Consider the following 19859-nt stretch of genomic DNA (forward strand, 5'->3'; position numbering starts at 1 on the left):
TTGTGTGTATCGTTCACATCGCGCTTCGAGCACGGTCCGAGCAGGTCAACGGGCATTTCAGTTAACGAGCATTCATCCGTCTTCCACTGATGCTAACCGCAGTGCCACTCGTTGTTCGCGCAGCCTCCCGCTACCAACCGGTAACCTCGCGCGGCGCTCCGGTAGCCTGGCTCGGTGCTGAGGAGTGCAGGTGCGGTGCTGTCGAGAATCCGCGATCCGCGCGTACTGGCGCTGCTGGTGCTCGGCGGCGCGCTGATCGCGGTCGCGCTGCTGGCGCCGCATCCGGCCCCGCAGCAGGTCCGGGACTGGGCCGATTCGGTAGGTCCACTGTTCCCCCTGGTGTTCTTCGCGGTGCATGCGATCGTGACGGTCGCGCCGTTCCCGCGCACCGTGTTCACGCTCAGCGCCGGGCTGCTGTTCGGCCCGGTCCTCGGCATCACGGTGGCGGTGGCGGCGACGACCCTCAGCGCCATCCTCGCACTGCTGCTGGTGCGGGCGCTCGATCGGGATCAGGTGGCGGCCCGGCTCACCCACCCCGCGGTACGGGCCGTGGATCGTCGGCTCGAACGCCGCGGCTGGCTGGCGGTGGGGTCGCTGCGGCTGATCGCACCGGTGCCGTTCTCGGTGATCAACTACTGCGCGGGCCTGTCGTCGGTGCGCATGCTGCCGTACCTGCTGGCAACCATTGTCGGCATCCTCCCCGGCACGATCGGCGTGGTTGTACTGGGCGACGCGCTCACCGGCCGCACCGAGCCCGGGTTGCTGGTCTTGTCGGGGGTGTGCATCACCATCGGCGTACTGGGCCTGGTCGTCGACGCCCGGTGGGGCGCAGACAAATTCGCGGTAGCCGCCACACCGACCGAACCGCAGGCCACCGCACCTCCCGACACAACACCCGTCCACAACGCCACACACTGAAACCCGGCCCCACCCCGGCATCCCGCACCCTCTGCACGTTCCCGCACCCCTTGCAGGCTCTCGCAAGGGGTGCGGGAACGTGCAATGGGTGCGTGGGAGCTGGTGCTACGAAGCTGTGCGGCGACTCGCGGGAAATTCGCGTGACCGTGCGGCACGAGCGATGACACCATGCGCGCCATGCCCCTGCTTCCCGACCCCACCCCCGAGGAACTCCGCCGCGATCCGCTGCCGTTGCGCGGGCGCACCGCACTCGTCACCGGCGCCAGCAGGCGCGGTGGTATCGGATATGCGGTGGCGCGGCGGCTGGCCGCCTACGGCGCGAGTATCTACCTGCATCACCACATTCCCCACGATGCGGAAAAGCCGTGGGGCGCGGATCGTCCCGAGGAGGTCGTGGCGGGAGTCCGTGCGGCACTGGCCGATCCGAACGCGCGTGTCGCGGACGGTCCCGGCGACCTGTCCGACCCGCAGGCTCCCGCCCGGCTGTTGACCCAGGCGGCAGCGGCGTTGGGCCCCATCGACATTCTGATCGCCAACCACGCGCTCAGCGGCGGAGACGGCACCCTCGACACCGTCGACGCCGATATGCTCGACGCGCACTGGTCCATCGATACGCGCTCGGTGATCCTGCTGATCCAGGCGTTCGCCCGCGCGCGGGCGGTAGCGCCGGGTGGCCGGGTCGTCATGATGTCCTCCGGGCAGGACATCGCCGACGGCATGCCGGGCGAATTCGCGTATGCGTTGCAGAAGGGCGCGCTCGCGTCGATAACCCGCACTCTCGCAACGTCTTTGGCAGACCGCCGCATCACGGTCAATACCGTCAATCCCGGCCCGGTCGACACCGACTACATGAGCGGCGCCGACTACGAATACGTCGCATCCCTGTTCCCGGCGGGGCGATGGGGCATGCCCGACGACCCGGCCCGCCTCATCGCCTGGCTGGCGACGGACGAGGCCGAGTGGATCACCGGCAATGTCATCGACTCCGAGGGCGGGTTCCGCCGCTGGCCACCGGAGGGCCTCGGGTAGCGCGATCAGTTCTCCGGCAGGCCCAGCCCGCGGGCCAGTACCGGCCACGACTTCTTCAGTTCGTCCTCCCAGTAACCCCAGGAATGGGTGCCGCTGGGCTCGAAATCATAGGTGGCGGGGATGCCGAGCTGGTCCAGCTTGGTCTGCAGGTTGTGGGTGCAGTAGTTGGTGGCCGCCTCCAGGGCGCCGCCGACGGTGACCTGATTGGCCAGGCCGCCGGGGCCGGGCAGCGCGCGCGGGCCGTCCAGGGTGTCCCACTTGCCGGGCAGCCCAGAACCGCTGGAGATGAACATGTCCAGGCCGCGCAGCTGGTCTGCGTGCACGTACGGATCGTTGGCCGCCCACATCGGGTCGCCCTTGGGCCCGTACATATTGTCGGGATCGCCGCCACCCGCCCGGATCACCGTGGATACGGCGTCATAGCCGATCGGATCGCTGATCTGCGCGCAACCGCTCAGTGCCGCAACGGATTTGTACAGTCCGGGCGCGGCGATCGGCAGCTGCAGCACCGACGTGCCCGACATCGACAGGCCCGCAATGGCATTGGTGCCGTCGGTGCCCAGCGCCCTGTCGATCAGCGGCGGCAGCTCCTGGGTGAGGAACGTCTGCCACTTGTTGACACCGAGGCCGGGATCCGGTGCGCGCCAATCGGTGTAGTAGCTGAACTTGCCGCCCACCGGCTGCACGACATTCACATCCTTGGTCGCCAGGAAGGGCAGCGCGTCGGATTGCTTCTGCCAGGTCGCCGAATCCTCCCCGCCGCCCGCGCCGTTGAGCAGATACAGGGTCGGGCGCGGCTGTGAGGTGTCGGCGGGGCGCTGCACATCGACCTGGATCTGCTTACCCATCGCCGCCGAATACACCTGCAGGACCAGCGAGCGGCCGTCCCCCTCGTCGGCCGAGGCGATATACGACCCGTCGGCGGAGCTCCCGGCCGGTGCCAGGGTGGCCGCCGCCGCGGGACCGGTCGCCAGCAACGGTGCCACCGCCACGGCCGCGGCCACCAGCAGCGCCGCTCTTGCTCTCGTCTTCGGCAGGTGCACACCGTCTCCTTCGACTCCGCACTGCCCGCGAATCGGGCAGACAACAACGGCCCCACCCTGCCCACGACGAATAAGAGAGCCCTACGGCAAACCTGATGACCAGCTGAGAGACGGCGTGGCAAATCACACGGCGGGATCGCGTAACGCACGGTCCGGCACCGCGGATCGACCGTGCCGACGGCCGCTAGTCCGGCCCGCCGACCTGAGTCGGGCGTTGTTCGCCGAGTTCGGCGTGCAGGCCCGCGAGCAGCACCCGGAGCAGTTCGGTGAGTTCGCGCTGCTGCCGCTCGTCGAGGCGGGACACCAGTTCCGCCTCGCGGCCCAGCACACCGTCCACCAGCTCCTCGACGAGTTCGTGTCCCGCGGGGGTCAATTCGACATCGACCCGGCGGGATCCGTCGGTGCGGGTGGTCCGGGTGACCAGCCCTTCGCGCACGGCCCGGTTCACGCGCTGCGAGATCGCGCCCGCGGTCAGCAGGGTCGCCTCCGCCAGTTCCCGCGTCGTCAGCCGATACGGCGGGCCGCTGCGACGCAACACCGACAGCAGATCGAGCGTCGCGGCGTCGGCCCCCGCTCGCGCCAGCGTGCGCCGGCGCTCCTCGCCCAGCAGCTTGGCCGCATGCCAGATGCGCGTCACGATGCCGATGGATTCCACCTCCGTACCGGGACGTTCGCGCGCCCACGCCAGGGCGATCGCATCGACCGGATCGTTCACGTCGAGATCCACACCACAGCTCCTTGTTTAGGTCTAAACATCTGCTACGTTTAGACCTATACAAAGTACCGCAAGCACGACGAGAGGTGATGAACGTGGGCAGAACCGTGGTGGTAACCGGCGGCGGAACCGGCATCGGCAAGGCGATCGCGCGGGCCTTCTCCCAGGACGGCGACACGGTGGTGATCACCGGCCGGCGACAGCAGGTCCTCGACGACGCCGCGGCCGAACTCGGCGACACCGTCCGTGGCGCCCGCTTCGATGCCACGGATCCGGAGCAGGTCGAGGCGTTCGCCGCCGCGATCGGACCGGTCGACATCCTGATCAACAACGCGGGCGGCCAGACGGACTTCGACCGCGCCGCCCCCGGCTCACTGCGGGAGGTCGCCGACAGCTGGCGGGCCAACCTCGACGCGAACCTGATGTCGGCGGTGCTGCCGACCGTCGCCTGCCTGGACAAGATGGAGCGGGGCGGATCGATCATCACGATCGGCTCGATCGCGGCCGACAAGGGTTCCGGATCCTACGGCGCGGCGAAGGCCGCCGTCGCCTCCTGGAACGTCGATCTCGCTCGGACGGTCGGCCCGCTGGGCCTGACCGCCAACGTCGTCTCCCCCGGCTACATCGCCGACACCGACTTCTTCCGGGACAAACTCACCGATGAGCGGCGCACCTCCCTGATCGACGCCACGTTCACCGGCCGGCCCGGTGTGCCCGACGACATCGCCGCGACCGTGCGTTTCCTGGCCTCACCCGCGGCCCGCCAGATCACGGGCCAGGTACTCGCGGTCAACGGCGGCGAACGCACCACCCGCTGACCCGGCCATCGACGACGGCCTGCGCGGTGAGCGCGCTGCCGTACAGATCAGCTTCCCAGGGTCGTCAGCATCGCGGGCGTGTCGATGTAGGCCTCGAAGGCGACGATCTTATCGCCGCGCAGTTGCCACACGTGCACCTCCGCGACGTCGTAGGGCACCCGGCCGTCGACCGTGACGCCCTTGGTGCGGCCGACCTGCACCACGCGGTCCCCCGCCGGGAACATGTACTCGCTCACCGCCTGGCCGTCGACGACGGCCAGCAGCTTCCGGAAGAAGGCGATCGCGCCGTCGTGGCCCAGGTACCGACCACCCCACGGCAGTTCGTCGGTCTGACGGATCTCGATATCGGGATCGAAAAGCCTTGGTACGACACCGAAATCACGGGTCTCGAAGGCGCGGTACACCTGCCCGATGATCTCCAGGTTCTGCTGTGACATGACGGTCTCCTCCATGACGGTCGACGAACTGTGCGTTCATCGTCGCCAGGGCGGCCGAACCGTGCCATAGTCGAAGCAGTTTCGGAGAGGAACCGGCCATGGGATTCGGAAAACCCGGGCGCCCGCGCGAGGACCGGATCGCGCGGCAGCAGGAGATCTTCACCGCGGTCCGGCCGCTGCTGCGGGCCGGGCAGGTCAAGGAACTCTCCATGGCCCGGGCGGCCCGCAGCGCGCACCTTTCCGTAGGCGGCCTCTACCACTACTTTCCCTCGAAGCTCGAGCTGGTGCTGTTCGGCATGCACCCCGACAATCTGCAGCGGATCTGCGCCGACTTCCGGGACCGGAACATCGCCCTCGCCGAGTCCGACCCCGCGCGACTCCTCGCGGCGAGCCTGGACACGCTGACCTGGGCCGCCACGCATTACGTACAGCCGTCGGCGCTGGCCGCGATCGAACTCGGCCGGGACCGGTTCCGGACGGGACTGGACCAGGTGCTCACGACCGAGCTGCTCGGGCTGATCGAGTTCGTGCGGCTGGTCCATCCGGCCCTCACCGAGCAGCAGTGCGCCGACCTCACCCTCGCGCTCCGACAGGTCTGCACCGTCGCGTTCGTCGTCCCCACCATGACGGCCGCCGAATTGCGCACGCGGCTGCAGGCGATCCTCGACGGCACCCTGTATCCGCCGACAGAACGGCCCCGCCACCCGATGTCCGGGGTGGCGGGGTCGTCGAGGTCTGGATTACCCGCGAAGCCTTACAGGTAGGCGCCGCAGGTGGGCCAGGCACCGGCGCCCTGGCCGGCGAGCACGTTCTCCGCGACCGCGATCTGCTCCTCGCGGCTGGCGTTCGCCGCGTTGCCCTCGCCGCCGTACGCATTCCAGGTGCTCTGGGTGAACTGCAGGCCGCCGTAGAAGCCGTTGCCGGTGTTGGCGCCCCAGTTGCCGCTGGCCTCGCACTCGGCGACGGCGTCCCAGTTGTGGCCGCTGTCCGCGGAGGCGGTGGAGGTCAGGCCGAACGGCACCGCGACGAGCGCGGCGGCGACACCGGCGAGACCGAATGCACGAGTGCTGAACTTACGGTTCCGAGACATGTAGTAATTCCTGCCTGCGCCCAGCCGGCCCGGTCGATGTAGCGAAACCGGGTCCCTGTCCCCAGTGAACGTCGGGGTCGAACTCGAACCGCGGGACAGGGTTGCCGGTGTTCGGCGATTCGAGTTTCAGCCCGGACTGCCGGGCCGCCGACGACGGTAACGAACAAATCTCGATGGATCACGTTGCGGTAACAACCAAATAGTCTCGACTACCACGTGAGGAACTCGGCGTTTACGCAGCTGAAAAGTGCTCGACATGGATTACATAAGCGTAGTTATACGTTCGTTATGTGGTCGAGATCACTACGATATTGTGAACCAGGTCACGTTTAGGGCAATCGATCGGCGCCGCGCAACGTCCCTAGTAGGGGACTTGACCGACTCACATATTCGATCTTGGTTACGGTCCAGACAACGCCCGCGCTCCTCCGTTCTCGCCTGGTTTCCAGGTCGACGCATCAACGACCGCGGACATTGTCTGCCGTTCGGCAGCCCCTGCTGCTGGGTGTACGGCGCGGGAGAACGGGCACGCCGGGACTGCGAACATCGGCGGCGGTAAGGACCGTGCACACGATTGATCATGCGGCTGCGCATTCGAAACAAATCAATTCGCCCGGGACTCCGAGTCGGGATTACATTCCCCCGTTTCGAGGCGTCGTGAAATTCATTGCGGTACAGAATGGTCCGACGAGGACGCCGCGCGGGGACCGCCCCATTTCGATCACGATGATTGTGACGCTGTTCGGCGAGCACGATGCGGGACAGGATCGGACCGGACGGTCGTGGCCATGATTCCCGGAATCGCCGATCGGCCGAGATCAGTTCAGCAGGAAGGTGAATCGCGTGCCCCAACCACCGACGGCCGTCGAGCCGCATCCGGGCGGCGCGCCACCTCCGGCCGCGCCCGAATCGGGCAGTCCGCCCGATTCCACACCGCCGCAGGCTGCTTCGCCCGGCACGCGCGGCCGTCGGCCGAGCACGCGGTTCACACGCATTGCGGTGCGCGTACTTTCGCTCGCCGCATTCCTTGCGCTGTGGTGGCTGGTCGCGGCGGCGAGGCTCATCGATCCGCAGTTCCTGCCGGGGCCCGGCGCGGTGTGGGACGCGTTCGTGCGGGCCAACAGCTGGCATCGGCTCGCACCGGGGGTGCCGCGCGAGGTGCGCGGCGAGCAGAACTATTTCCTGTGGGAGCACCTGGTCGCAAGTCTGCAGCGCATCGCCGCCGGGGCCGGCGCCGCCGTACTTCTGGGACCCATCGTGGGATTCGTCCTCGGGACGTCGAAAACCGTTGCGGCCATAGTGGAGCCGTACCTCAACTTCCTGCGCGCACTGCCGCCGCTGGGATATATCGGCCTGCTGATCGTGTGGTTCGGGATCGGCGACACCTCGAAGATCTGGCTGCTGTTCCTGGCCGCGTTCCCGCCGGTGGTGATCGCGACGATGGCCGGGGTGCACGGGTTCTCGGCCGATCGCGTCAATGCCGCCCGCTCGCTCGGCGCGAATCGACTGCAGGTCACCACGCGGGTGCTGCTGCCCGCCACGCTGCCGGAAGTCCTCTCGGGTGTCCGGGTCGCGGTCGGCTTCGCGTGGACGACCGTGGTCGCGGCCGAACTCAACAACGGCATCCCCGGAATCGGCGGGCTCGCCTACTTCGCCGGCCAGCGCCTCGATACGGCGCTCACGCTGGCCTGCATCATCGTCATCGGACTGACCGCGCTCACCCTGGACGCGGCGATCAAGGGGCTGGGCACGGCCGTCGCCCCGTGGAAGGGCAGGGCGTGAGATCCACAACGACGAGAAGGACTCTCGCCGCCGCGCTCGCCGGGCTGCTCGCCCTGGCGCTCACCGGCTGCGTGGAGTCCGGGCGCACCGATTCCTCGCGCTACATCGGCGAGCGGGTGGCCTGCCCGGCGCCGGTCGACGAATCGTTCACCGGCAGCGTCCGCATCGGCTACCAGGACATCCCCAACGGCGACCTGATCGTCAAGGACACCGGCCTGTTGAACACCTGCCTGCCGAACGGGAAGATCACCTGGTCGAAGTTCGCCTCCGGCGGCGATGTCATCCAGGCGTTCGGCGCGGGGTCGCTCGATATCGGGCTGCTGGGCAGCGCCCCGGCCGCCCGCGCACTGTCGGCGCCGCTGCGCCAGGACATGCGGGTGATCTGGATTCACGACGTCATCCGGGGCGCGGAATCGCTTGTCGCCAGGGACCCTTCGATCACCACCGTGGCGGGACTGCGAGGTAAGCGGATCGCGGTGCCGTTCGCCAGCACCTCGCACTACAGCCTCACCGGCGCGCTCGCGGCGGCCGGCATCGAGCGGGATGTGCGGCTGGTGAATCTGGCGCCCGACGCGATACTCGGCGCGTGGAAGGGCGGCCAGATCGACGCCGCGTTCATCTGGGAGCCGACCCTGTCGCAGCTGCTGCGGGACGGGCACGTGGTGACCTCCGCCGCCGAGACCGCCGCATCCGGCAGGCCGACCTACGACCTCGAGGGTGCGCGCGCCGATTTCGCCGCCGCCAACCCGAGCTTTCTCGAGATCTGGACGGCGGCGCAGAACTGGGCGGTGACCCGGATCAACGACGACCGGGCACAGGCTGCCACGCACATCGCCGCGCAGCTCGGCATTCCCGTCGATGCCGCCCGCAAACAGCTCGACGGGTACGGATACCTCGACGCCGGAACTCAGTCCGGCAGCGCGTATCTCGGCGGGAGCCTCGCCCGAGACCTGCGCGGAACCGCCGAATTCCTGCTGAACCAGGGCGAAGTCCAGGGCGTCGCCGCGCCCGAGGCGTATACCGGAGCCGTATATCCCACGGCCGCGGCGAAAGTGAGCGCGCAATGACGGTTGCGGTCGATCAGCGGGACCGCGTGGTGCTGAGCCGGGTCTCGAAAACCTACGACACCGCGACCGGACGGACCGTCGCGCTGTCCCCCACGGATCTGGCCATCGAGCCCGGCGCGTTCGTCAGCGTCGTCGGGCCGTCGGGCTGCGGCAAATCCACGCTGCTGAACCTGCTCGCCGGATTTCTCGAACCCAGCGACGGCAGCCTGACGGTCGGGGCCGACCGCATCGCGGGTCCGGGACCCGAACGGGGCGTGGTGTTCCAGGCACCGACGCTGTATCCGTGGCTGTCGGTGCGTGGCAATGTCGAGTTCGGGCCGAAATGCCGGGGCGTGGACCGCGCCACCCGTCGCGCCGAGGCCGATCGGCTGCTGGATCTGGTCGGATTGGCCGAGTTCGCCGACCGGCGGCCCTACGAGCTGTCCGGCGGCATGCAGCAGCGCGCCCAGATCGCCCGGGTGCTGATCAACGATCCGCGCATCATCCTCATGGACGAACCGTTCGGCGCACTGGACCAGCTCACCCGGGAACGGCTGCAGGTCGAACTGCTGCGGCTGTGGCATCGGGCGGGCAAAACCATCGTGTTCGTGACGCATTCGGTGGAGGAGGCCGTCTTCCTGTCCACGCGGGTGCTGGTGATGAGCGCCCGCCCCGGCCGCGTCATCGTGGACCGCCGCATCGAACTGCCCGGCGACGGTGACGGCATCCGGGACCTCGCGGTGATCGCGACGCCGGAGTTCCAGGCCGTGAAATCCGAACTCGCACAGGCGATCTACGACGCCCACGGTTGACCTGCTCGCGCCTGCAGAAATGCGTTCAGGCCGTCATCGCGTGGACGACGGCGTAGGCCGGCAATGCCGTGCCCAGTCCGGCGACGACACCGGCAACGATGTTCACGGCAGCGTAGAGGTAGCTGCGCTCCTCGGCGAGCCGGACGGTCTCGTAGCTGAAGGTGCTGTAAGTGGTGAGCGCGCCGCAGAACCCGGTGCCGAGCACGGCGAAGACAGGAGTCGAGACCGCCGCACCGGCCAGGCCGCCGAGCACCAGGCAGCCGGTCACATTGACCAGAAGCGTGCCCCACGGGAAAACGCCTTCGTGGCGCTTCTGCACGGCGCGGTCGACAAGGTACCGCAGCGGTGCGCCGACCATCGCACCGGCGAAGACCAGCAGTGGAGTCATACCGGCCGCCCGGATCCAGCGCGATCCGCGACCTGACCCACGCCGGTCGCCCGGCGTCGCTCCGACGCACCGCGTTTCCCGGCGCGACCCGGCCCGATGCCGGTCACCGGACCGCCCGCCGGTGCCGCAGACTGTCGTAGCAGGCGCGGGTGAGGCGCATCGCCGCGACAGTCGCCAGCAGGGCACTCGCCAGCGTCCCCACGAGATAGACGCAGGCGACCATCGCCTCGCCGGGCCGAAGCAGCTCGCCGATCTCGTTGGCATAGGTGGAGAAGGTGGTGAAGCCGCCGAGGACGCCCACGCCCAGAAACGGCCGGATCAGCGGGTGCGCGATCCAGATTTCGGCGACGGCCACCATCAGTACACCGATGAGAAAGCAGCCGGTGACATTGGTGACGAACGTGGCCCACGGAAACCCGCCCGGCGGCGTCGGCCACCACTGCGCCAGGCCGTAGCGGGCGACCGCGCCCAGACCACCGCCGAGGGCGACAGCGAGCAACACCGCTCCCTGCGAACGGTTCGATCCGCGACGATCCGGACGGTCGGTTTGTCTGCTGGTCACAGCTGCTCCTACACGAATCAACCCACGGGTTCACATCGGTAGGGACTGTTGGCGGCGCATGCGCCACGGTTGTTCCGGACCTGGCCGGAGCGGCGAGCCCCACCGCCGCATCCATCGTCCAGTTAACCAGACCCGGCGCCGCCGTCTCGACGACCCGCTAGCCGTCGTCGGTTCCGGTCTCCGGCCAATGCCGGATCCGCCGCGATCCTTGATCGCCCAGCAGTGCGCGGATCCTGTCGTTCTCCGCGTGCGCCGGTGGTGGCGGGGCGGGGCGGTCGGGCTCGGCGCGCTCCGGCTCGGGCCGCATCGCCTCGGATTCGGCGAGCCAGCCCGAGGCCTCGCGCCATACGGTCCGGCGGTTCGGTTCCCCGCGGAGCAGCAGACCGCCGTATTCGGGGGCGATGCGCATCGCCGAGCCCAGATGCTGCAGGCACCGCGCGATCCCGAGGGCGTGATCGAGCTCCCGGTACCGGGTCAGGGCGCGTTGCCAGTACCGCAGGGCCCGGCGCGGTTCGCCGCGGATCCACCACAGCACGCCCAGGGTCTCGAGCACCTGAGCCGCCCCCGCGGGATCACGGCCGCCGCGCGCGAGGGATTCGGCGACCGCCAGCCGGTTTCGCGCCGCATCGACCCGGCCCTGATGCAGATGCACCACCGACAGGTCGATCAGGACGCCCACCTCTCCGGCGACATCCTTGCGCGGCAGCAGTTTCCATGCCCGTTCCAGCAGCTTCTCCGCGGCCGCGAACCGGTCGCCTTCCGGGTCGGTCGAGGGTCCGCCCTGTCGCCGGTGGGTATCGGCCAGCGCCCACTCCAGCGCCCGTAGTGCATCGCGCTGAGCTCGTCGCGCGGAGAGTCCGGCATGGTACCGGTGCAGCCGGGTCACCGACGGACCGGAATCGTGCCGGGCGGCGCGGATCTCCGCGAGTTCGTGCTCGATCGCGAACTCGCCGGCCCGGGTGGACCGCGAACCCTCGATGATCATCGCAATGTCCTCGGCCACACCGTTTCTCGCGGCACTCCATCCGTTGCGGGCGTACCACACATCCAGGGCGTCGGCGATCTCGACGAGCTCGGCGACCCCGCCCGGGAGCGATCCCCCGGCCGCCATCGCCCGGCACCCCGACAGCACCCTGCGCAGCTGTTGCTCCTCCTGTTCGAACCAGCGGCGCGCGCCGCCGCCGAGCCGCACGCTGTCGAGTGCGACGGCCCACCGGCGTGCGCGATCGGCATGGTGGCGGATGAGCGCGGGCACCGCGGCCCGCCATTCGCTGCCCGCCACGAGATCGGCGTCCGGGGTCTCGGGAGGCGGATCGCGCAGCACCACGACCCGGTCTCGTTCGGCCCGGCGCAGCACACCCGCCGCCGCCAACTGCTCGAGGACGCCCTGCGCGGAGCCGCCGTCCGGCTGCACCCGCATCGGGAGCCGCACCGTCACCGTCACCATGGCCGACACCATCTCGTAGAGCGCCGCCGCCTCGTATTCCTCGAAGGGCAGTTGCCGCAGCACCGTCCACACCGCGGCATCCACCGGATCCAGATGGACCTCGCGCGGCGAATCACCCTCCGCTGCTTCGCCTTCCGCCACCTCGGTCGGCGGTATGCGTCCCGGCGACGACCCGGAACGTCCCGGCGCGACATCCGGGCCCGGTGGCACGAGATCGGCCGTCAGGTGGATCTCCCGCTCCTGCCGCCAGCGCCTGCGCTTCTCGGCGAGCCAGCGCCACGCCAGATATCCCACCGCCAGCGCGACGATCAGGGCGGCCACCCGGCTCAGCCACGACGACACCGAGACCAGCATCCGGCTCTCATCGACCCAGCTCTCCAGCAGCTTGCTCAGGACCTCCAGCAGGATGGACGTGGCGATCACGGAGGCGCCACCCAGAAATCCCTGCCACGCCGACGATTTCGCGATCACGTCCAGCGACGACTCCGCACCGGCGCGCCGATCCGCGTCGCCGCCCTGCCCGGAGAAGGATGTCACCGCAGTACTCCCCCGGTCAGGCCAGGCACCAGGAACCGGCGCCAGGTGAGCAGGACGAGCACGACCGGCGGCAGCGCCGCCAGCAGGGCCCCGGCCGCCAAATGTGCCACGCTCTCGTGGAATTGCCGCGCCTCGCTCCACAACAGCAGTGACCACGGGCTCGCGTCCGCGCCGCCGACCAGCTGCCCGATGAAGAAGTCGTTCCAGATCTGCACCATCTCCAGCACCCCGACCGCGCCCACCGCGGGACCCGCGGTGATGAGCGCGCGCCGGGCCGCGAGCGGTATCGGGACCAGCCCGCGCCGCGCATCGGCGATCGGGCTGTCCTCCGGCGCCAGCAGCGCCCCGCGCAGAATCAGGATCGCGATGGGCAATCCGATCGAGGCATGCGCCAAGATCAGCGGCATCGAGGTCCCGGCCAGGCTGTTGTCCTCGATGAACGCCCGGATCGGGCCGGCGTAGACCTGCGCCGGCAGGGCCGCCAGGACCACGAGGATCGCCACGACGACACGCGATTTCGGCTCCTTCGGCGGCAGCGATGCCGCGTAGAAGGCCGGTGGCAGCGCGGCGGTCACGGTCAGGAGTGTCGCCACGACCGTCACGGTGGCGGTCGTCCACAGCGCGCGCCACAGCTCGCTGTCGTGCCATACCGCGCGCGGGCCGGTGAACGCCGGTCCGTCCAATCCGGCCCAGCCGGCGACGATCAGGACGATCACCGGCGACAGCATCAGCAGCGACATCAGCCCGACCCGCGTGAACAGCCAGGCCACGCGCGGACCGAGACGGCCCGGCGTCCACGTGCGGCGCCGCACGACATTCCGCCGCGGCCGCTGTTCGGCACGCGGTACCGGAACCAACGGCAGATGCACCGGCACCGCCCGCGCCGACGGAATCGTCCAGCGGGCCCGATGCCTGCGCACCCCGGCCTGCAGCACCCACGCGCCCAGCCCGACGACCACCGCCAGCGGCAGCGAATATGCCGCCGCGGCAGCACGATTCGACGGGTCGTCGACGGTGAGACGCCACCAGTACACGGTGGAGGTCTCCAGGACGTACTGCTGGGACGCGGGAACGGCCACGAGCACGACATCGAATACCCGTGCCGCCGCCACCGCCAGCACCAGCCCGAGGATCAACAATACCGGATTCACCAGGTGTATCAGGCGTTTCACCCACTGCCACCGGCCGCGCCAGTCCATCCGCGGCAGCCGCCGCTTCGGAGGGTCGCCGAGGAAGCCCCGCCGGACCGGATCGGTCTCCACGGCGTCGGAGGCGGTGCGCAGCAGGACGAACACCGCGCCGAACCACGACCAGACGAACGTCACGACCAGCATCAGGAAGTACAGAACAAGCTGCAGCAGAACACTTTCCGTCGAGTTCACGAGCGGTTCGGATACCAGCCGGAACGCCAGCCCGGCCACGAACGCCGACACCGCGAACGGCACGATCAGCGGCCACCACGGCCACCAGGTCCGGCGCCACGTCCACGCGAACCCGAGTGCGAAGATCAGGACTCCCGCGGCGACCACCACCCAGGCGAGCGTCCACGCGTACGCGCGCGCGCCGTCCGCGCCGAGCGCGCGTGCCGTGACAGCGACCGCGGCCACGATCCCCACGACCGGAATCGCCACCGGCACCGGCCATCGCATCCGCCGGTCACGGCCTGGGAACCACACGAACGCCAGTGCGGCGGCGGCGAACAGCGCGCTGTACAGCACGAATCCGTGGTGTCGCGGATCGAGCACACCGATCGTCGCGCCCGGCGCCGCCATCGCGACGATCCACGCGGAGAGCTCTCCGCGTCGCCCCCGCGAAGATCTCGGTGCACCCGCCTCGTCGTCACTTGCCTTGGGCCCGACCGTCTCTCGCGGTCCGCGCAGCACGCCCTCGACGGGCCGCGGCCGCGTCCGCCAGATCCGGGTGAGCAGCAATCCCGCCACCAGGAACTCCGCGCACCATGCCGTGATCACCCGGCCGCTGTCGCTACCGCATGCCATCACGACGGTGGCCACGGCCGGGACCACCAGCATCGTCACCAGCAGCGCCAGCGCGGGCAGCTGGGCCGCGGCCACCGTCAGGCCACTCAGATTCCGGCCGCCGATGACGGGCCCCGCCATCCGGCGGGTGGCCAACTCCAATTCCAGCCCGTGCGCCCGGATCGTGTGGACCGCCGAATCGGGTTGCGGCACATCGCCCTTCGCGCTCGTCATCGCAGGCTCCGCTCGAACGCGCCCAGGCCCGCGATCGCCGTATCGGTCGCCTGCTCGATCCGGCCGGGAGCGCGATATCCGACGTCCACCAGGAAGTTCGTCAGGACCCGCCACAGGCCGTTGCGGCGCCCGAGCGGGCCCAGCCAGTCGGCGAATCCGAACACGTCCCATGCGTTCATCTGGTCGGCGACGTCTTTGAAGATCCCGTCGTAGGATGCCGGGTCCTCGGTCCCGGGGGCCAGTTCCGGCTCGTCCGAGCCCCGGGCACCCCGGGCACGGACGCTGCCGTTGGGCGCCACGAATCCGCCGTATCCGGTCATCCACGGCAGCGGCGCGCTCGGCGCGGCCAGGGCGGCGACCAGGTCCTCGGCGCGCTGCTTCGCGTTCGTGGTGACCACCATGACGTCGCCGCCGCCGATCCGCGGAGCCAGATACTCCCGGCCGAACGCCGGGAATCCCATCACCCCGACGCACGCGTCCGACCGGCCCGTGCGGCGGAGACTGTGCCGCACAACGGGTTCGGCGAAATCCGGGGCGACCACCATCGCGGCACGCCGGTGCAGGAACACGTCGCGCACCGAGTCGGCGAACTGCCGCCGCAGCGTCTCCGCCACCCGGCCCGCGAAGGCGTCCGGGTGGCCCCACACCAGCCCGAGCATCCCGAAGGTCGCGCGCACACCGGGCCTGTCCCACTCCCGCAGCTGCGCCCGGCCCGGCTCGCCGGGCGGTTTCACCAAATCCTCGTAGTCTCGCGGTGTCACGGTGCGCAATACATTCGCGAACACGTCGGTGAGCACCCAGCCGTCGGCGGCGCCGAGCGCGAACAGCCGCCGCTCACCGCGCGCGAACGAGCCGATCTTGTCCGGCCAGTCGGACAGCATCCAGGCGCGCGGGGAATCGTTGTCCCCGAACGCCTCCCGGTCGTACCAGACCAGCGACTTGTTCGAGGCCTTGAACGGCACCCCGTATTGGCCGGTGGCATCGGTGCCGGGAACCGTGTGCCGCAACAGGTCCCACCACAGGTGGTGATAGCGCGACTTACTGTCCGGTGCCACCCACAGCGATTCGCCGACGGCCCGCAGCCGGGTCCCGGCGAGCTCTCGCACCTGTCCGGCCTCCGGGAGCATCACGACGTCCGGGGCGTCGCGGCCGCCCGCATGGAGCGCGGTGTCCACGTCGTCGCCGAGCGGGACCACGTCGACCTCGTACGGATACGCCGGAGCGTCCGGCCTCGGATCGCGGATCCCCTCCAGCACCGCCCGGAACGCGACCAGCTCGGTTCCGCTCCACGGCACCGCAATCCGCACCACGTCGGGGCGGTCGCGAAACACTCCCGGCGCACAAGCCGCGAGCAACGGTGCGAGCGCCCCCGCCCGCAGTACGGCTCGTCGCGTTGCCATCGTCCCCCGAAACCGCGTCGGTGCAGTCGGTGTCTGTGCCCGAACGACCGGTCCTCCACGGACCGGTCACCCGGAACATCGTCACGACCGCGTCGACGTTACCGACCCTGCGGGAACTCCGGCGGCTGCCACGGCCGGTTCTCGCCGGTACCGGGCTGGTAGGGCTGCGGAGACTCCGGCTGCGCCGGCGGGAACGGGGGCCGACCGCCCGCACCCTGCGGCGGCAGGTTGCGCGAAGGAACCGGCGGCACAGGCGATTCCACCGGGGTGGCCGCCGCGGCCTCGGCGGCGCGCACCGCCCGCTCCGCCGCCGGGTCGGTCTTCATGTCGAACCAGTCGGCCACGTCTTCGGAGTCGTCCTCCGGGCGCGGCCCGGCCTCCCCGTCGGGGGTCGGCTCGTAGCGGAAGATGCCGTCCTCGCCCTGGGTGCCGAAATTGCGCGCGAATCCCTCGAGCGCCTTGCCGAAATCGCTCGGCACCATCCACACCTTGTTGGCGTCGCCCTTGGCCACCAGCGGCAGCGTCTGCATGTACTGGTACGCAAGCAGTTCCGGCGTCGGCTTGCCGGATTTGATTGCGGCGAAGACCTTTTCGATCGCCTTCGCCTGACCCTGGGCCTGCAGGTACGCACCGGCACGCTCACCCTGGGCGCGCAGGATGCGGCTCTGCCGATCACCCTCGGCGCCGAGGATCGCCGACTGCTTGGAGCCCTCCGCCGCGAGGATCTGCGCCTGCTTGGCGCCCTCGGCGGATTTGATCTGGGCCTCCCGATTACCTTCCGCGGTGAGAATCATCGCCCGCTTCTCGCGGTCGGCCTTCATCTGCTTCTCCATCGACTCCTGGATCGACGGGGGCGGATCGATGGCCTTCAGCTCCACTCGCGCCACCCGCAGGCCCCAGCGGCCGGTCGCCTCGTCGAGCACGCCGCGCAGCTGCGAGTTGATCTGGTCGCGGGAGGTCAGGGTGTCTTCCAGGGTCATGCCGCCGACCACGTTGCGCAGCGTGGTGATGGTCAGCTGCTCGACCGCGGCGATGTAGTTGCTGATCTCGTACACCGCGGCCTGCGGGCTGGTGACCTGGAAGTACACCACCGAGTCGATCTGCACGGTCAGGTTGTCCTGAGTGATCACCGGCTGCGGGGGGAACGACACCACCCGCTCGCGTAGGTCCACCTTCGCCCGGATGCGATCGGCGAAGGGCACCAGGAATGTCAGCTGGCCGGACACCGTGCGCGAGTACCGGCCCAGGCGCTCGATGACCGCGGCCTCGGCCTGCGGCACCAGCGCGATCGATTTGAACACCACCACCACGACCAACAGGACGAGGACGGCGGCGACGATCAGTACGGCCATTACGGTCCCTTCCACACGACGGCATGCGCGCCGTCGATCTTCATGACTTGGACGGTCTCACCCTCCGCATACTCTTCACCGGCATTGAGCGGGCGCGCGCTCCACACCTCCCCGCCGATCTTGACCCGGCCGGTGTGCTCGTTCACCCGCTCGAGCACGTGCGCGGTCTTGCCCGGCAGGGCATCGGCGTTCGTCGGTGTGGGAGGCGGAGATCCGAAGCGCCGCAACAGTACCGGCCGCACCACGAGCATCAGGGCCAGCGAGCTGACGCCGAAGACGATCGCATCGACCAGCACCGACGTATTCGCCAGGCCCGACACACCGGCCGTCGCGAGCGCGGCCGTACCCAACATGAGCAGCGTGAAATCACCGGTCAGCATCTCGGCGGCCGCGAGCAGAATCCCCGCGACCAGCCACACTATTGCGGCCACGCCTTCACTCTAATGGTCACCGCCGCACGATGAGGGATACACACGCAACATGTGATCCCGCGAGTCCCGAACCCACCCAGTATTTTCGAGCGGGTGAGTGCGCAGAACTATGGGGATATCTTCGCCGGACACGACCGAGCCCGTAAGCGGCCAGTACCACAGGTTTCCGCCGAGCCGGACCTCGTCGTCGAGGACGCCGCGACCGGATTCTGCGGTGCCGTGGTCGGTTTCGATCGCAGCTACGACGGCGAGTTCGTGAAGCTGGAGGACCGCCACGGCAAGGTGCGGCTGTTCGCGCTGCGGGAGGCGGCGTTCCTGATCGACGGGCGGCCGGTCACCCTGGTCCGTCCCAAGGTCGCCGCGCCGAAGCAGCCGACGCGCTCCGCGTCCGGGTCGACGCGGGTGGCGGGGCTGCGGGCGCGGGTGGCGCGCACCAGCCGGATCTGGGTCGAGGGCGTGCACGATGCGGCGCTGGTCGAGCGGGTGTGGGGGCACGATCTGCGGGTGGAGGGTGTGGTCGTCGAACATCTCGAGGGCCTGGACAATCTCGCCGAGCGGCTCACCGAGTTCGAACCGGGGCCGGGGCGGCGGGTCGGCGTGCTGGTCGATCACCTGGTCACCGGATCCAAGGAGTCGGGCCTCACCACCGGCCTCGGCGCGCACGTGCTGGTCACCGGGCACCCGTATATCGACGTCTGGCAGGCGGTGCGCCCGGACGCGGTCGGCATCCGGGCCTGGCCGGAGGTGCCCCGCGGCGAGGATTGGAAGACCGGCGTGTGCCGCCGACTCGGCTGGGGCACCCCCAAGGAGGGATGGCGCCGGGTGTACAACGCCGTCGACTCCTTCCGCGACCTGGAGGCCCCGCTGATCGGCGCCGTCGAGCGCCTGATCGACTTCGTCACCGAGCCGGGGCAGGACTGATTCCGGCCACAAGCACGCCGGGAACAAGACAACTTACGGGGCACGCCGCGAACAAGACACCTAACGGGGCACGCCGGGAACAAGAGGGCATGGCGGTACTGCGGGCGGCACCGGTGCCGCCCGCACGATCAGGCCGCCGGGGGCGTGAAGACCATGAAGCGGTTGGCTTCGGCATCGAGAACGTGGGCGAAGACCAGTCCGTCGGGGGTGCGGACCGCCGGGACCAGCACCTTGCCGCCCAGCTCGACGGCGCGGTCGCAGGTCGCCGCGACATCGCGAACCACGACACCGAAGACGGCATGCCCGTCGTCGGTCTGCGTGATGCCGCCGCTGGGGGCCTGCTCGCCCGCATAGCTGGCCAGGTGGTACTGGTCGCCGCTGCCCGGGTCGGTGCGGAATGTCCAACCGAACAGGTCGCCGTAGAAGCGCTGGGCCGCACCGGGATCGGAACTGCCGACCTGGAACCACGCCACGCGGTCGAATTCGGATGCCATTCGATCTCTCCTCTGTCTCGTGCGCGGCCGGATCGCCGCGCACCCCCAGCTTCGAGGAGTCGCGCGACAGCCCTATGTCGGTGTTTTCCCGGTTTTCTCCAGACTCAGTGCGCGCGCGACGCAGCCGCGGGGCAGATCGTCGAGATCTCGCAGCGGCCGATCCGAGGTGACGAAATCGGCCGCCTCCGCCGACATGATCCGATCCAGCCGGAACACCCGGGTCTCCTCGCGGAGACGACACCAGCCGACGAGATACCAGCCCTCGGTACCGCAGACCAGCCGGTCCGGCTCGACGACCCGGGCCGTCACGACGCCGGACCGGTCCACGTAGGTCATGACGATCGCGCGCCCGCGCTGCACCGCCTGCCGGACCACCCCCGCGCACGGCGCGGCCGCCGGCTCGTCTCCCCAGTCCAGCAGGCGCACC

21 protein-coding genes are annotated in these 19859 nt (G+C 69.6%); 8 read left to right on the plus strand and 13 right to left on the minus strand.

Annotated features, from left to right (window positions below; translation table 11 throughout):
* The first annotated feature begins 195 nt into the window (after window positions 1–195).
* Both NM1_RS32980 and NM1_RS32985 read left to right on the plus strand, forming a co-directional pair.
* Entirely contained in the window at window positions 196–918 is a 723-nt protein-coding gene (locus tag NM1_RS32980) for a TVP38/TMEM64 family protein (RefSeq protein WP_084520272.1), read from the plus strand.
* Window positions 919–1095: 177 nt separating this feature from the next.
* Window positions 1096–1947, plus strand: a complete 852-nt coding sequence (locus tag NM1_RS32985) for an SDR family oxidoreductase (protein WP_068029156.1) — start codon at window positions 1096–1098, stop codon at window positions 1945–1947.
* Between the two features lie 5 nt (window positions 1948–1952).
* On the opposite strand, the gene NM1_RS32990 is transcribed toward NM1_RS32985, so the two are convergent.
* Both NM1_RS32990 and NM1_RS32995 read right to left on the minus strand, forming a co-directional pair.
* A complete protein-coding gene (locus tag NM1_RS32990) occupies window positions 1953–2990 on the minus strand; it encodes an alpha/beta hydrolase (protein ID WP_246010692.1) in 1038 nt (345 codons plus the stop codon).
* 184 nt (window positions 2991–3174) lie between these two features.
* Window positions 3175–3717, minus strand: coding sequence for a MarR family winged helix-turn-helix transcriptional regulator (locus tag NM1_RS32995; RefSeq protein WP_068029163.1), 543 nt, complete (start codon window positions 3715–3717; stop codon window positions 3175–3177).
* 77 nt (window positions 3718–3794) lie between these two features.
* On the opposite strand from NM1_RS32995, the gene NM1_RS33000 reads away from it, so the two are divergent.
* The gene (locus NM1_RS33000; RefSeq protein WP_246010694.1) at window positions 3795–4523 is read left to right on the plus strand and encodes an SDR family NAD(P)-dependent oxidoreductase; all 729 of its coding nucleotides are present in this window, start codon (window positions 3795–3797) and stop codon (window positions 4521–4523) included.
* 47 nt (window positions 4524–4570) lie between these two features.
* On the opposite strand, the gene NM1_RS33005 is transcribed toward NM1_RS33000, so the two are convergent.
* A complete protein-coding gene (locus NM1_RS33005) occupies window positions 4571–4960 on the minus strand; it encodes a nuclear transport factor 2 family protein (RefSeq protein ID WP_084520278.1) in 390 nt (129 codons plus the stop codon).
* A gap of 98 nt (window positions 4961–5058) precedes the next feature.
* Here NM1_RS33005 and NM1_RS33010 point away from each other — a divergent pair, with 98 nt between their 5' ends.
* Window positions 5059–5724 (plus strand): TetR/AcrR family transcriptional regulator, encoded by a 666-nt coding sequence (locus NM1_RS33010; RefSeq protein ID WP_068029168.1) that lies wholly within the window; start codon window positions 5059–5061, stop codon window positions 5722–5724.
* Here NM1_RS33010 and NM1_RS33015 read toward each other — a convergent pair.
* Entirely contained in the window at window positions 5715–6050 is a 336-nt protein-coding gene (locus NM1_RS33015; protein WP_068029171.1) for a transglycosylase family protein, read from the minus strand. The genes NM1_RS33010 and NM1_RS33015 overlap by 10 nt on opposite strands.
* 843 nt (window positions 6051–6893) lie before the next feature.
* Between NM1_RS33015 and NM1_RS33020 the strand changes: the two genes are divergently transcribed.
* The 3 genes from NM1_RS33020 to NM1_RS33030 are packed head-to-tail and all read left to right on the plus strand — an operon-like array spanning window position 6894 to window position 9690.
* Window positions 6894–7832, plus strand: coding sequence for an ABC transporter permease (locus NM1_RS33020; protein ID WP_084520279.1), 939 nt, complete (start codon window positions 6894–6896; stop codon window positions 7830–7832).
* Window positions 7829–8899, plus strand: a complete 1071-nt coding sequence (locus NM1_RS33025) for a taurine ABC transporter substrate-binding protein (RefSeq protein ID WP_246010696.1) — start codon at window positions 7829–7831, stop codon at window positions 8897–8899. Before NM1_RS33020 ends, NM1_RS33025 begins: the two co-directional genes overlap by 4 nt.
* A complete protein-coding gene (locus tag NM1_RS33030) occupies window positions 8896–9690 on the plus strand; it encodes an ABC transporter ATP-binding protein (protein WP_068029174.1) in 795 nt (264 codons plus the stop codon). The genes NM1_RS33025 and NM1_RS33030 overlap by 4 nt, the downstream gene beginning before the upstream one ends.
* 25 nt (window positions 9691–9715) lie before the next feature.
* Here NM1_RS33030 and crcB read toward each other — a convergent pair whose 3' ends face one another.
* The 7 genes from crcB to NM1_RS33065 all read right to left on the minus strand — a co-directional run bounded on the left by crcB (window position 9716) and on the right by NM1_RS33065 (window position 18017).
* A complete protein-coding gene (gene crcB / locus NM1_RS33035; RefSeq protein ID WP_068029177.1) occupies window positions 9716–10078 on the minus strand; it encodes a fluoride efflux transporter CrcB in 363 nt (120 codons plus the stop codon).
* A gap of 103 nt (window positions 10079–10181) precedes the next feature.
* A complete protein-coding gene (locus tag NM1_RS33040) occupies window positions 10182–10640 on the minus strand; it encodes a fluoride efflux transporter FluC (protein ID WP_068029180.1) in 459 nt (152 codons plus the stop codon).
* A gap of 157 nt (window positions 10641–10797) precedes the next feature.
* Window positions 10798–12624 carry a tetratricopeptide repeat protein gene (locus NM1_RS33045; RefSeq protein ID WP_068029184.1) on the minus strand — a complete coding sequence of 609 codons (1827 nt, stop codon included), beginning with the start codon at window positions 12622–12624 and terminating at the stop codon, window positions 10798–10800.
* Window positions 12621–14834 (minus strand): hypothetical protein, encoded by a 2214-nt coding sequence (locus NM1_RS33050; protein ID WP_068029187.1) that lies wholly within the window; start codon window positions 14832–14834, stop codon window positions 12621–12623. Before NM1_RS33050 ends, NM1_RS33045 begins: the two co-directional genes overlap by 4 nt.
* Window positions 14831–16234, minus strand: a complete 1404-nt coding sequence (locus NM1_RS33055) for a hypothetical protein (RefSeq protein ID WP_068029189.1) — start codon at window positions 16232–16234, stop codon at window positions 14831–14833. Before NM1_RS33055 ends, NM1_RS33050 begins: the two co-directional genes overlap by 4 nt.
* Window positions 16235–16332: 98 nt before the next feature.
* On the minus strand, window positions 16333–17586 hold the full coding sequence (locus tag NM1_RS33060; RefSeq protein WP_068029192.1) for an SPFH domain-containing protein: 1254 nt from the start codon (window positions 17584–17586) through the stop codon (window positions 16333–16335).
* Window positions 17586–18017, minus strand: coding sequence for an NfeD family protein (locus NM1_RS33065; protein WP_068029195.1), 432 nt, complete (start codon window positions 18015–18017; stop codon window positions 17586–17588). The genes NM1_RS33060 and NM1_RS33065 overlap by 1 nt, the downstream gene beginning before the upstream one ends.
* A 93-nt stretch (window positions 18018–18110) precedes the next feature.
* Between NM1_RS33065 and NM1_RS33070 the strand changes: the two genes are divergently transcribed.
* A complete protein-coding gene (locus NM1_RS33070; RefSeq protein ID WP_068029198.1) occupies window positions 18111–18938 on the plus strand; it encodes a DUF3097 domain-containing protein in 828 nt (275 codons plus the stop codon).
* A 128-nt stretch (window positions 18939–19066) separates the two neighbouring features.
* Here the strand turns inward: NM1_RS33070 and NM1_RS33075 are convergent, their stop codons facing one another.
* Both NM1_RS33075 and NM1_RS33080 read right to left on the minus strand, forming a co-directional pair.
* The gene (locus NM1_RS33075; protein WP_068029201.1) at window positions 19067–19432 is read right to left on the minus strand and encodes a VOC family protein; all 366 of its coding nucleotides are present in this window, start codon (window positions 19430–19432) and stop codon (window positions 19067–19069) included.
* A 72-nt stretch (window positions 19433–19504) separates the two neighbouring features.
* On the minus strand, window positions 19505–19859 hold a 355-nt coding region (locus NM1_RS33080; protein WP_169814360.1), incomplete at its 5' end, for a helix-turn-helix transcriptional regulator.

The sequence above is a fragment of the Nocardia mexicana NBRC 108244 genome, assembly GCF_001613165.1.
Taxonomy (GTDB): domain Bacteria; phylum Actinomycetota; class Actinomycetes; order Mycobacteriales; family Mycobacteriaceae; genus Nocardia; species Nocardia mexicana.